Origin of the sequence: Streptomyces sp. NPDC014891, assembly GCF_043081085.1 — a bacterium.
Taxonomy (GTDB): domain Bacteria; phylum Actinomycetota; class Actinomycetes; order Streptomycetales; family Streptomycetaceae; genus Streptomyces.
Window position 1 is genome coordinate 520,944 of record NZ_JBIBWF010000004.1, and the last position, 11,824, is coordinate 532,767.

Here is an 11,824-nt window from a genome sequence, read left to right on the forward strand (position 1 = left end):
CAGGTGGCCGCGCTCGTGTCGCGGTCCACCGACGGGCTGATCGGCGTGCGGGAACTGCTCGACTCCACCGAGCCGCTCGCCGCCCTCGGCGTCAGCTCGCTCTCCCTGCTGCGTCTGGCCGACGCCGTGGAGGAGACGTACGGCGTCTTCGTCGACCTCGGCGACCGCACACTGCACACCGACGGCCTGCGCGGGCTCACCGAGCGGCTGATCCGGCTCGGGGCGGAGGCCACCCCGTGAGCCCCGCCGCCACCGGCGCCGCTGCGGAGGCCACACCGAGGGACGGCCACCTCCCGGACGAGGTCCTGGAGGTCGCCTTCGCCGGCGGCCGGTCGGGCGACGCCCCCCTCACCTGGGGGCAGCGCGCCCTCTGGCACGCGATCGGCCGGACCGCCCCCAACGACCACTACTTCAACCTCGGCCGGGTCCTGCCCCTCGCGGACCGAGGCGCCCCGGTGGACACCGCCCGCCTCAGCACGGCGCTCTCCACCCTGCTGGTGCGGCACGAGGCCCTGCGGACACGGGTGGTCGCCGAGGAGGGTGAACCGGCGCAGCGGCTCCACCCGGAGGGACGGGCGGAGCTCGTCGTGCGCGACGAGCCCGACCCGGACCGGACCGGAGAGACGGCCGCGGCGCTGCTGGCAGAGCTGTCCCGGCACCGGTTCGACTACGCGCGGGAGTGGCCGGTGCGGCTGGGCGCGGTGCGCAGCGGCGGGCGGATCACCCACGCGGTGCTCGCCCTGTGCCACCTGGCCGCCGACGGGCATGCCGCCGAGATCCTGGTACGGGACCTCCGGCTGCTGGTCCGGCGCGGGGCGGCCGGGCCGGCATGTCCGGAGACCCCGCTGGACCTCGCCCGGCACCAGCACGGTCCGGCGGGGCGCCGGGCGAGCGACGCGGCGCTCGCCCACTGGGAGCGTGGGCTGGCGCAGGTGCCGCCCACGATGTTCGCGGACCGGGTGGCGGAGCCCCTCCGGCCGCGCTTCTGGACGGGCCGGCTGGTCTCGGCGGCCCTTCCGCGCGCCGTGGACGCGCTGGCGGTCGCCCACGGGGTGAGCGGTTCCACGGTGCTGCTGACCGCGGCCGCGGCGCTGGTCGCGACCGGCCAGGGACACCGGGCCGCCGCGGTGATGCCGATCGCGGGCAACCGGGCGGCGGAGCGGCGGCGGACCCTGGTCAGCACGCTGTCGCAGGACGCGCTGTTCGTCCTGCCGCTGCCGGAGGACGCGGCCGGCGAGGCGGTCTTCACGGATCTGCTGGCCGAGGCGTGGCCGGCCGCGCTGGCCGGCTACCACGCCGCCGCCTACGATCCGGTCGGCTGGGACGCGCTGCTGGAACGGGCGGCCCTCGACCGGGGCACCGAGGTGCATCCGTACTGCTGCTTCAACGACATGCGCCTGGTGGACCGGGCCGCGGCCCCCGGTCCGGCACCCGCGGCCGCGGAGCTGGCGGAGCTGCGCCGCCGCACCGTCGTCGACTTCCCGGCGACGCAGGAGCGGGTGGCATGCCGCTACTGCCTCCACCTGACCGGCGACGCGGCCGCGCTGACCGTCACCCTCACCGCCGACACGGCCTATCTGCCACCGGAGGCGATCCACGCCCACCTGCGGGGCATCGAGGAGGTCGTGGTCGCGTCCGCCGCCGGCACGCCGCCTCGGCTCTCCCGGCTGGCCGGGCTCCTCTCGGGACCGGAGGTCCGCGGGTGAGCGGCCGGCGGGTGCCCCGGCCGCTCGCCCACGCCGACTCGACGTCCTGTGCGCAGGGCGGACGGATGCGGTTCCACGTGGCGGCGGGCGACGGGGCCCGGTTCCGGGGCCGGGTGGTCGTCACGGACGTGGTGGGGAGGCGGGTCGTGGCGGAGGCGGAGATCGCGGGGTCGGGCTGGACCCTCGACGTGCCGGAGACGTGGGCGAGTTCGCTGTACCGCGCGTCCTTCCACGACGTCCGCCCCGAGACGCCCGCGCCGGAGCGGGACGCCGAGCACGAGGTGTGGTTCGTCGTACGGGCCGCGCGGCCGGGCGCCGCCTCCTCCGTACTCGTCTCCGTCCCCTTCCCGACGTGGCGGGCGTACCACCGGGCGGGCGAGCCCGGGCGGAGCATCTACTACGCGGAGCAGCCCACCCGGGCCGCACGGGTGCCCCTCGCCGCGCCGGGCGGCGGGCCGCCGCCGGAGCGGTGGGAGGAGCCGCTGCTGCGCTGGCTGCACCGGACCGGGCGCCCCGTCGAGTACTGCTCCGGCTTCGACCTCCACGAAGGGGGCGGACTCCTCGCGCCCTACCGGCTCCTGGTCGTGAACGGGCACGACGAGTACTGGACGGCGGAGATGCGGGACTCCGTCGAGGGGTTCGTACGGCGCGGGGGGAACCTCGCCGTCTTCGCCGGGAACACCGCCTGGTGGCAGATCCGGTTGGAGGACGGGGGCCGCACGATGGTCTGCCACCGCGACGCCCTCGCCGATCCGGTCGCCGCCGTGGACCCGGCGCGGGCGACCGTCGAGTGGTCCAGCTCCCCCGTCGACCGGCCGGAGAACGCGATGACCGGCGTCAGCTTCCGGCAGGGAGCCGGAGCGTGGGGCGACGGGATGGCGGTCATCGGCCGCGAGGCGTACACGGTCCGCTTCGCCGACCACTGGGTCTTCGAGGGCACCGGGCTGCGCGACGGTGACACCTTCGCGCGCGGGACGCTCGGATACGAGACGGACGCGGCGGAACTGGACTGGTCGGCCGGGGTGCCGCGGGCCACCGGCCGTGACGGGACGCCCCGGTCGTTCGCCGTGCTCGCCACCGCCGACCTGCGGCACTGGCGGACGTACGGGCAGGGCGGCTGGGCGACCATGGGCGTCTTCCGCGCGGGAGCGGGCACCGTCTTCAACGCCGCGACCATCAACTGGGGTCGCGCGCTGCACGATCCGGTGGTCGACCGCGTCACGCGCAACGTCCTCGACCGGCTCTCGGGCGCCGTCCCGGTCCCGCGCTGGCACTCCATCGGTCCGGCGCCCCGGCTGCGGGCGCTCACCGCGTGCGAGGGGTTGCTCTTCGCCGTGGCCGAGGACGGCCGGACGCTGCTCCACCGCGAGCCGTCCGAGCAGAACCTCCCCTGGACGCCGTGCCCGCCGGCTGACGGCTCCTCGCCCGCACTGCGCTGTCTGACGGCCCCGCGCGAGGCGTCCCACCCGATGCCGCTGGCCCTGCTGGCGGTCACCGCGGACGACCGGTTGGTGCACCGGGCACCGGTGCCGGGCCCCGCCCCGTGGCTCCCGGCCGGCCGGGTGCCGACGGGGACGACGGCCCTGGCGATGTGCGACAACAGCCTGTTCGCGGTCACGCCCCACGACGACACCCTGCACGGGCGCCCGGCCGGCGACTTCGAGGCGCCATGGCGACGGCTGGGCCCCGCGGGCAAGGCATCGACGCTGACCGTTCTCGGGGCCCGACTCCACGCGGCGACCCCCGACGGTCTCTTCACCCGTCCTCCCAGCCTCGACGAGGCCCCGTTCACCCCCGCCACGCCTCCGGCCCCCTTCCCGCCCGTACGGGCCCTCGCCGCGTACGCGGGACGCCTGCTGGCGGTGACCGAGGACGACAGGCTGATCAGCCATCCAGGGAGGTGAGGAGGGGGCTCGGAGGGGGGCTCGGAGCGGGCACGGGAGCGGGAGGCCACGGGGCGGGTCCTTCCGGTGCGGTGCGCCGCCCCCGTCGCGTACGGACGGTGCGACGGACCCTCAGCTCCGCTGGAAGAACTCCACCTCCGCCAGCGCGAGATGGGTTCCCGGAGACAGGCCGGCGGGGGAACGGAGCGTCAGCCGGACCGTCTTCACGTCGCTGATCCCGGTGAGGATCGTCTGCGGGCCCGCCTTGTCGCTCAGGGTGAGTTCCTTGGTCCGACGCGTGCCGTCCGCCGCCGTCACCTCCATGTCCATCCGCAGGGCGCGTCCCTGACGGGCGTACTCCTCGGGGGACTTGGACGCGCCGTTGGTGATGATCAGGTCGACCATCCGGAACGGCTTGCGGAACGTGTACGTCACCGAGGCGCCCGCTCCGGGGGCCGCCCAGTACGTGTTGTTGATGCCGTCCGTGGTGTTCGTCACGGGGTGCCCGGGCAGCTCTCCGCTTCCCTCGGTCCTCTCGGGCGTGATGGCCGTGGCCTTGCCCAGCTTGTCCCGGGTGTCCTCGATCAGGACCCGGCCCGCGGGCATCAGGAGGAACCCGGCGGCGCACAGCGCGAGCACGGCCAGGAGGATCACGACGAAGCGTGTGCCCCTCCCCGATCCCGCGCGGGCCCGGCGCCGGAACGGCCACACGGTACGCCACCACGGCAGCGGCGCCGCCTTCGGCGCGGGCCTCAACTCCGCTGCGCAGCGCCGGCAGAAGCGCCGGTCCGGCCGGTTGGCCGTCCCGCACGCCGGGCAGGCGAGCCCGCTCCCCTCGTCCTCCACCGCCGCCGGACGCACGACCGGACGCGGTGCCACGGCCTTCGCCGGGAGCACGGGCAGGATGGGGTCGCCGGCGGGAGCCGGGCCGACGGGCGGGCGCGGGCCGATCGGGGAGGAGGGGCTTCGGGGCGGCACGGCAGGAGCGCTCGGCCTGCGGGGGGCCGTCGCCGGAACGGAGTCCGTGTCCGAGCCGGGTCGCGCCCCCGGGCCGGCCTGCGAGGCGTCCTGGGCGGGCTCGTCCGGGGCTTCCTCGTCCGCGGTCTGGGCCCCCCGGGCCCGGGTGATCCGGTTCCGGGCCGCCTGGGTGAGGGCCGCGCCGGTCCTGACCACCCGGGCACGGGCCGACTCGGCGACGGACGCCGGGTTCTCCGGTTCCGGGATGTCCGGAGCCGGTAGGCGCGGAGCCGGAAGGTCCGGATCCGCGCCGTCCGGTGCGGAGGCATGCGGTGCGGAGGCACTCGGCAGCGAGGTGTCCGGTAGGGAGGCGTGCGGTGCGGGCGCGTCCGGTGCCGGGGGGCTTGTCGACATGGTGCCCTCCCGCCGGGTTCCGTCCTGCCCCTCGGCTCCTGACCTCTCGCGCGTGCCGGCCGCGGCCGCGCGGTCGGGAGTCCCGCCGTCCGGCCCGGCGGGCGGTGTGCCCGGGGTGCCGCCCCGGACGGCCGGGCCCGCCGCGTCGGCCCCTCCCGCGTTCCCCGTCGGCGCGGGCGCGGCCACCGGGGCCTCCCCGGACGGGGAGGCACCGGCTTCGCCCGCTCCCCCGGACGACGCCCTCCCGCCCGGCGGTGCGGCGTCCTCGTCCGGCTCCGCCCCGCCTCTCGTCGCGGGGCGCGCGGGCTCGTTCGACCAGGCCAGGTACGCGCCGCAGTTGCCGCAGAAGTCGTCGGCGGGGTCGTTGGCGGCCCCGCACGCAGGACACGCGCGCATGCGTCAGTTCCCTTCCTCGGCGGGCGGGCCGGTGAGGACCTCCACCCGGAACGCCACGTGGACCGGGCACATCGCCCGTACGACGTCGTGGACCCGGTCCACGTCCACCCGCCCGGCCCGCGCGCCCTCGGGAGCGACCCGTACGAGCAGTTCGGCGTCGGGCTCCGGGGGGAGGTCGGAGCGGGCGGTGTCCGACCAGACCGCGCCGCCGTCGCCGACGATCTCGGTGCGCACGTCCAGGGCGAGCCGCAGGGCCTCGGCGAGTCCCCGCTTCGTGCCGCGCCACCGGTGCAGCTCCACCGCGCGCGCGACGGCCTCGCGGCGCCGTTCCATGGGTCGGCGCGGATCGTCGGCGGCGCCGACCCAGGACGCCAGCCACACCAGGAAGTCCGGCGGCGCCAGCCGGGGATCGAGGTAGGCGGGCAGGTTGTCGAGGGTGGAGAAGACCGGGGCGAGGACCGTGTCGAGACCGGCGGTGAGGCGCTGCGCGAGGTCGTCGTCGGCGTAGAGGGCGGGCAGCTGCTCCCCGATGGGGTGCCGGCTGGGCAGCCCGGGGATCGCGGCGCGGTTCATCGTGCCTCCGCTTCGCGGGGGGTCACGACCACCTGGTGCTGGTAGGAGAAGACCAGGGAGCCGGGGCCGACGTCGATGCGGTCGGCCGGGGCGCCGCGCCGGCCGGTGACCGGGTCGGCGGGGAAGAGCCGGATCTCCTCGACCAGCGCGTCGCCGGTGGCGCGTTGCAGGACGCCGAAGACCTCGCCGTACTGGACGGGTCGCCCGAACGGCCAGCCGGTGCCGTCCGGTCCGCCGGTCAGCGGGTTGAAGTGGCGGAACAGGGCGTCCAGGGCGGCGGTGCGGACCGCGTCCGTGTCGCCCGGGGCGGCGGACAGGCGGGCGACGACGGTGACGCCCTGGTAGACGGGCGGCTCCACCACGAGGCGGGTGCCGATCAGGCGCCGTTCGTCGAGGCTCGCGGTGATCGCCGCAAGGACCTGCTCGCCGGGGATGAGCTGCTCGAAGCGGAGCCGGTCGTCGCCCTCGTCGGCGACGGCGTCCGGCACCACGAGGACCCGGACCGCGCCCGCCGTGTCCGCGGCCGGCAGGCAGCGCACCCGGCGCACCGAGGGCGCGGCCTGGCGGCTGATGATCTCGTAGTCCTCGGCGGTCACCGCGCGGTCCTGCATGCGCAGCGCCTCGGGGGCGCGCAGCCGGGCGTTGTGCACGCTCTCGCCCGCGACCCCGCCGCGCGCCGCCTCCCGGTTGCCGACCCGGGCGACGTACGGCACGGAGCTGAGCAGGACGGAGATCGCGCCCCGGGCGACGTTGCCCGCGGGGCCGCCGCCGGTGCGGTAGCGCGCGACCCGGATCCGTTCGCCCTTGGGCGGGACGGCCCCGCACTGCCGCAGGGTGCCGTCCGGCTCCCGCAGGGCCGGGGGGAAGGCGAACTCGCCGGTGGTGGCGTCCACCCGGACGTGCCGGTCGGCGGGACGGGAGCGGCCGAAGTGCTCGACGACCTCCCAGCGTTGCCAGCCCTCCTCGGAGGACACCTCGACCTCGGGCGGTCCGGCGTCGAGGAGGACGGGCGGCCGGCCGAGCCGGAAGGTCTGTCCGGCGACGCCTTCGGAGGTGCCGAGCGGTACGTCGGTGACCGTCTCCGCGTGCTCGGCGGAGATGGTGCCGCCGACGGTGAAGACCTCCGCCTCGCGGACCGTCGGGGACTCGGAGTAGAAGGGCTGGCCCGGTTCCGGCTCGGTGACCCGGCAGCGCAGCCAGCCGGCCCGGGTGCCGCCGATCACGGACGCGACGTGTCCGGCGGGCACGTGGACGACGACCTCGCCGGGCCGGTTGAGGCCGCCGGTGGTGTCGTCGCCGGTCTCGCAGGCCTCCCAGCCGGCGCCGTTCCACGCCTCCCACACGAGCGGGGGCTGGCGCGGGTCGACACCGACGCCCTCGACGCGGCTGTCGAGGCGTACGGCGACGATGCAGCGGGGTACGGCCGTGGGCAGCCCGAAGAGCAGCGCGTCGCCGGGTTCCGGTGTGGCCTGGAAGCAGGGGATGTCGAGGCCGTCGGCGAGCATGCCGGTCCTGTCGTGCTGCTCGCTGCTCCGCCACGCGGTCACCAGGCGCGTCAGCTCGCTGGGCAGGACGCGCAGTTCGCCGGTGGTGGCGAAGACGACGGCGTCGTCGGTCTCGCCGCCCGCGGTGGTCACCTCGGTGCCGGGCGGCAGCGTGACGGTGTCGGGCTGCGGGGCGGACAGCCAGAAGTCGACCTCGGCGGCCGCGGCCGTCGGCGGGAACAGCCGGATGCCGAGCAGGTCGAGGAAGGCGTGGTAGTTCTTGTCCGGCACCCGGTTGAGCCGGTAGAGCACCTGGTCCACCAGGTAGGCGAACGTCTCGATCAGGGTGACGCCCGGGTCGGACACGTTGTGGTCGGTCCACTCCGGGGCACGCTGCTGCACGTACCGCTTCGCCTCGTCGACGAGCTGCTGGAACCGGCGGTCGTCCAGGTTCGGGGAGGGCAGGGCCATCAGTCAGCGCCCGCTTCCTCGGCCCCCTCCTCGGAGGGGATCGTGTAGAAGGGAAAGACCAGGTTGCGCCGGTCGTTGGTGGAACGCAGGGTGTAGTGCACGTCGATGTAGAGGGTGCCGTCCTCGACGGCGTCGAAGGCGACGACCACGTCGTCCACGGTGATCCGCGGCTCCCATCGCTCCAGCGCCTCCCGCACCTGCCGCGCGACGCGGCCGGCGGTGGCGCCGTCGCCGGGCGCGAAGACGTACTCGTGGATGCCGCAGCCGAACTCGGGGCGCATGGGGCGCTCGCCGGGCGCGGTGCCGAGGACCAGGCGGATGGCCTCCTCGATCTCCCGCTCCCGTTCGACGAGGGCGATGCCTCCGGTCGGTCCGACGCGCAGGGGGAATCCCCAGCCCCGGCCGATGAACCGTTCGGTCATCGGCCGTCCTCCGGGGAGCCGTGCGCGGCGGCCGGTCCCGTGCCCTGCGGGGACCCGTGCGCGGGACCGCGGTCCGGCCGCCGCTCGGCGCCGGCCATCACACGCCCCCGATCAGCACGTTGGGCGCCCCGGTGAGGATCATCGCGCCGCAGGCCGTCCTGTCGCGGGCGCGGGCGGCCGGGAGACCGCCGATGAGGACCTGTCGGCCGGCGAGCCCGGCCGGGTTCGGCAGGATCACGTTGGCCGGTCCGGTGGCGGCGTGCGGCGGCACCACGCAGGTGTGCAGGCTGCCGGTGACGGCGGCGGGACGGCCGCCGATGAGCACGGTCGCCACCGCCCTCGCGACGGCGGGCGGCGGGGTGGCGACGACCCCGCCGTGGTCGGTGGGGTCGCCGGTCCGGGCGGCGGCGGGCATGCGGAGCTCCTTTCACGAGCATGCTGCGGAGGGTCAGTTGATGCGGATGAGCTTGGCCTTGAGGGTGGCGAGGAGGCCGCCGTCGACGGTGACGCCGGTGGCGCCGGAGACGTCCACCGTGCGGCCGCCGATCTTCACCCCGACCCGGCCGTTGATGGCGACGTTGCGGCCCGACACGTTGACGTCGCCGCGTCCCGCGTCCACGGTGACGCCCGTCTTGTCGAGGACGACGGAGCTGAGCACCTGCCGGCTCCGCCCCTGGTACACGGTCAGTTCGATCCGGTCCCGACGGTCGTCGAGGAAGACCTCCAGGCGCTCGTCGGCGGACCTGAGCCGTACTCCGGAGGGGCCCGGCGCCCGCGCGTCGAGCAGTTCCACCCGGTGGCCGGAGCGGGACACGAGGGAACGGCGGTTGACCTTGCCGGTGGTCTTGTCGATCAGGGGCACGTCGTGCGGCGAGGGCCTGTCCACGCCGTTGTAGAGCCCGCCGATGACGTACGGGCTGTCGAGCAGGCCCTGTTCGAAGCCGACGAGGACCTCGTCGTTGACCTCGGGGCTCACCACTCCGCCGCCGCCCTTGCCGCCCCACTGCACCGTGCGGACCCAGTCGGTGACATAGGTGTCGTCCAGCCAGGGGAACCGCAGCCTCACCGAGCCGCTCTCGGCGCCGCCGGTCTCGCGGACGTCCGTGACCACGCCGATCGCCAGGCCCGGCATGCGCGGCCCCCGGGACGGCGCGTTGGCCCCGGTGACCAGTCCGGTCAGGGAGCGGTCGGGGCTGGCGCTCACCCACACGGTCGTGCGGTAGCCGCCGTGCGGTTCGAGGACGTGCTGCACGGCGGTGGCCGTGTACTTGCCGGAGAACGCCCCTCCGACGTTCCCGAGCGCCACGGGCTTGCCCGCGCGCAGCAGCGGATTGCCCTCGACCACCGCCTCCAGCTCGCCGAATCCGGCACTGACCTGCCCGGCGACCGCGTCCGCGACCGCCTTCGTCTCGGCCTGGGTGCGGTACGGGGTGTCGGTGACGGTGACCTTGGACGCCTTGCCGAACCGGGCGGCGAGCGCCGGGCTCAGGCCCGGTACGACCGTGTCGCTGTCGACGGAGGGCTTCCGGGCCACCAGCGGCCGCTTGGTGGTGACGTCCCAGCCGCGCACCTCCACCTGCTGCGCCCCGTCCGCCGCCGACAGGGAGGCCCGCAGGGCGAGGAGGTTGCGCCCGTACTCCAGGACCAGCGGATCGCGGGCGGCCGAGGTGGTCGGCGAGGGCGCCCCGGACGCCTTCCGGGGCTTGGTGAACTGGAGCAGCCCCTTGTCGTCGACGCGCACCAGCGCGCCGCTCTCGGCGGCCAGGTACTGGAGGAACTCCCAGTCGGAGACGTTCGCCTGGGACAGCTGCCGGTAGGTGACGGGCGCGGCCTCGACGGTGCCGCAGGCCAGGCCGGCCCCGGCGGCCACCTTGCGGACGATGGCCGCCGCCGTCATGTTCCGGTACGCCACCACCTTCCGGCCGCGCTGGAGCCGGTGCGCCGTGGAGTAGGCGCGGAGCACGGTGAACGAACCGGTGCGGTCCCGGTCCGCCTCCAGGGCCGTCACCTCGCCGTTGAACAGCCGCTCGCGGGCCTGCCCGGTCACGGTGACGACGGAGACCCGGAGCGGGGTGCCGATGGTGATGCCGGTCTTGCGCAGGAACTCGTGGTCGGGGTCGCGGTAGGTGAGCACCGCCGCGTCGGGCAGCCCCACGTTCTCGTCGATCACGCAGCTCACCAGCTGGGCCGCCCAGACCGGCGGCAGTTCGCCGGGCGTCTCGACGATCGGGTCCGCGGCGAACGACCGGCCGTCGCGCCCTCCGCCGCTCATCGCTCCTCCTCGGCGCCCGCGTCGGTCAGTGCCGGTACGACGAGTTCGGTGCCGGGCACGAGTGCCATCGGGTCGTCGATGTCGTTGGCCTCCGCGATGACCCGCCAGGCCGTCGCGTCGCCGTACTCCCGCCAGGCGAGCAGGGCCAGGCTGTCGCCGGCCACGACGACGTGCGTGCTGCGTCCGGTGCGCGAGCCGGACGTCGGGTTCTGTCCGCCGGGGCCGACGCTCGCCTCCTCGATGGAGAGGCGGCAGGTGGCGCGCAGCGGCTTTCCGTCCACGTCGAACAGCGTGTACGACACGGACAGGCTGGAGAGCACACCGTCGAACGAGGTGGTGCGCGCGCTGCCCCACTCGAACCGGACCCAGGGGCTGGCGGGCTTCTTCCGCCCCAGGCTGGCCTTGGTCGGCACGCATGCCTTCATCAGCTTCTCCACCGCCTGTTCCACGGAGTTGTCGTGGGTGGCGGTGGCGTCCAGGAACACTTCGAGGCTGAGCTCGCGCGGGCCGCTGCCGACGAACTCGGGCAGGGAGGACTCCTCGGCCGTCCGGGAGGGCGAGCGCCGCCACTCGGTGCTCTTGCGCAGCTCCAGGGTGGAGGGGTTGAACTGGAGGTTCAGCCGGGCCAGCGTCCCGCCGGGCTTGGCGCCGACGGACGCCGGAGGCTCCTTCAGCGTGAGCTGGGCCCTGGCCCGACTGGCTCGGGACGCTGGGGACATGACGGGGATCCTTTCCGGGGAACCGGGGGTGGGGGGACGGGCGGTGACGCTCGGCGGGGGGCGGGGCGTCAGGAGGGGCGGAGTCCCTCGTGCGCGATCTCCAGGGTCTCCACCGCCGCCTGCGAACTGCTGGGGTCGAAGGACGGGCCCTGCCAGCGCACCGGGACGATCCCGAAGACCTGCCAGCTGATGATCCGGCTCAGGTCGGGGCGGAGGGCGACGATCTCGCCGTCCTTGGGCTCCACGCGCTTCAGCGTCTCGTCGAGCCAGCGGGCGATCTTCGCGGTGTCGGCGGTGACCGGCCGGGTCAGGGTGATGTTCGACCAGCTCACGCGGCCGGGCAGCTGCCAGGTGAAGCCGTTGTTGCCGCCCTCCGCGTAGCTCTCCATCTCCACTTCGGCGCCCATGCCGGAGCAGGTGTGGAAGGCGCCCAGGTCGTTGCCGCCGATCGCGAGCCGGAAGAACACGCTGCTCGCGAAGATGTTGTCCGTCATTGATCCGTTATCCGTTCCGTGCCGTGTCGTGCG

Annotated in this window: 11 protein-coding genes; 3 read left to right on the forward strand and 8 right to left on the reverse strand. The window is 75.3% G+C overall.

Annotated features, from left to right (window positions below; genetic code table 11):
* Nucleotides 1-15 precede the first annotated feature (15 nt).
* The 3 genes from ACF09E_RS14265 to ACF09E_RS14275 all read left to right on the forward strand — a co-directional run bounded on the left by ACF09E_RS14265 (nucleotide 16) and on the right by ACF09E_RS14275 (nucleotide 3,610).
* The gene (locus ACF09E_RS14265) at nucleotides 16-240 is read left to right on the forward strand and encodes a phosphopantetheine-binding protein (protein ID WP_392205449.1); all 225 of its coding nucleotides are present in this window, start codon (nucleotides 16-18) and stop codon (nucleotides 238-240) included.
* A gap of 65 nt (nucleotides 241-305) precedes the next feature.
* Nucleotides 306-1,706 (forward strand): condensation domain-containing protein, encoded by a 1,401-nt coding sequence (locus ACF09E_RS14270; protein WP_392205656.1) that lies wholly within the window; start codon nucleotides 306-308, stop codon nucleotides 1,704-1,706.
* A gap of 65 nt (nucleotides 1,707-1,771) precedes the next feature.
* Nucleotides 1,772-3,610 carry a N,N-dimethylformamidase beta subunit family domain-containing protein gene (locus ACF09E_RS14275; protein WP_392205657.1) on the forward strand — a complete coding sequence of 613 codons (1,839 nt, stop codon included), beginning with the start codon at nucleotides 1,772-1,774 and terminating at the stop codon, nucleotides 3,608-3,610.
* A 111-nt stretch (nucleotides 3,611-3,721) separates the two neighbouring features.
* Here ACF09E_RS14275 and ACF09E_RS14280 read toward each other — a convergent pair whose 3' ends face one another.
* The 8 genes from ACF09E_RS14280 to ACF09E_RS14315 all read right to left on the reverse strand — a co-directional run bounded on the left by ACF09E_RS14280 (nucleotide 3,722) and on the right by ACF09E_RS14315 (nucleotide 11,791).
* Nucleotides 3,722-4,243: an NADase-type glycan-binding domain-containing protein gene (locus tag ACF09E_RS14280; RefSeq protein ID WP_392205450.1), complete on the reverse strand. Its 522-nt coding sequence runs from the start codon at nucleotides 4,241-4,243 to the stop codon at nucleotides 3,722-3,724.
* 1,116 nt (nucleotides 4,244-5,359) lie between these two features.
* The gene (locus ACF09E_RS14285) at nucleotides 5,360-5,929 is read right to left on the reverse strand and encodes a phage tail protein (protein ID WP_392205451.1); all 570 of its coding nucleotides are present in this window, start codon (nucleotides 5,927-5,929) and stop codon (nucleotides 5,360-5,362) included.
* The gene (locus ACF09E_RS14290) at nucleotides 5,926-7,884 is read right to left on the reverse strand and encodes a putative baseplate assembly protein (protein ID WP_392205452.1); all 1,959 of its coding nucleotides are present in this window, start codon (nucleotides 7,882-7,884) and stop codon (nucleotides 5,926-5,928) included. Before ACF09E_RS14290 ends, ACF09E_RS14285 begins: the two co-directional genes overlap by 4 nt.
* On the reverse strand, nucleotides 7,884-8,306 hold the full coding sequence (locus tag ACF09E_RS14295) for a GPW/gp25 family protein (protein WP_392205453.1): 423 nt from the start codon (nucleotides 8,304-8,306) through the stop codon (nucleotides 7,884-7,886). The genes ACF09E_RS14290 and ACF09E_RS14295 overlap by 1 nt, the downstream gene beginning before the upstream one ends.
* Before the next feature lie 97 nt (nucleotides 8,307-8,403).
* Nucleotides 8,404-8,721 carry a PAAR domain-containing protein gene (locus ACF09E_RS14300; RefSeq protein WP_392205454.1) on the reverse strand — a complete coding sequence of 106 codons (318 nt, stop codon included), beginning with the start codon at nucleotides 8,719-8,721 and terminating at the stop codon, nucleotides 8,404-8,406.
* Nucleotides 8,722-8,754: 33 nt separating this feature from the next.
* Entirely contained in the window at nucleotides 8,755-10,578 is a 1,824-nt protein-coding gene (locus ACF09E_RS14305; protein ID WP_392205455.1) for a VgrG-related protein, read from the reverse strand.
* A complete protein-coding gene (locus ACF09E_RS14310) occupies nucleotides 10,575-11,297 on the reverse strand; it encodes a LysM peptidoglycan-binding domain-containing protein (RefSeq protein ID WP_392205456.1) in 723 nt (240 codons plus the stop codon). The genes ACF09E_RS14305 and ACF09E_RS14310 overlap by 4 nt, the downstream gene beginning before the upstream one ends.
* Before the next feature lie 68 nt (nucleotides 11,298-11,365).
* Nucleotides 11,366-11,791 (reverse strand): phage tail protein, encoded by a 426-nt coding sequence (locus tag ACF09E_RS14315; RefSeq protein WP_329857183.1) that lies wholly within the window; start codon nucleotides 11,789-11,791, stop codon nucleotides 11,366-11,368.
* Nucleotides 11,792-11,824: the final 33 nt, after the last annotated feature.

Coding starts and splice junctions, on each gene's coding strand:
- ACF09E_RS14310 (WP_392205456.1), bottom strand. CDS start 11,297: ATGTCCCCAGCGTCCCGAGCCAGTCGGGCCAGGGCCCAGCTCACGCTG.
- ACF09E_RS14315 (WP_329857183.1), bottom strand. CDS start 11,791: ATGACGGACAACATCTTCGCGAGCAGCGTGTTCTTCCGGCTCGCGATC.
- ACF09E_RS14295 (WP_392205453.1), bottom strand. CDS start 8,306: ATGACCGAACGGTTCATCGGCCGGGGCTGGGGATTCCCCCTGCGCGTC.
- ACF09E_RS14290 (WP_392205452.1), bottom strand. CDS start 7,884: ATGGCCCTGCCCTCCCCGAACCTGGACGACCGCCGGTTCCAGCAGCTC.
- ACF09E_RS14275 (WP_392205657.1), top strand. CDS start 1,772: ATGCGGTTCCACGTGGCGGCGGGCGACGGGGCCCGGTTCCGGGGCCGG.
- ACF09E_RS14305 (WP_392205455.1), bottom strand. CDS start 10,578: ATGAGCGGCGGAGGGCGCGACGGCCGGTCGTTCGCCGCGGACCCGATC.
- ACF09E_RS14285 (WP_392205451.1), bottom strand. CDS start 5,929: ATGAACCGCGCCGCGATCCCCGGGCTGCCCAGCCGGCACCCCATCGGG.
- ACF09E_RS14300 (WP_392205454.1), bottom strand. CDS start 8,721: ATGCCCGCCGCCGCCCGGACCGGCGACCCCACCGACCACGGCGGGGTC.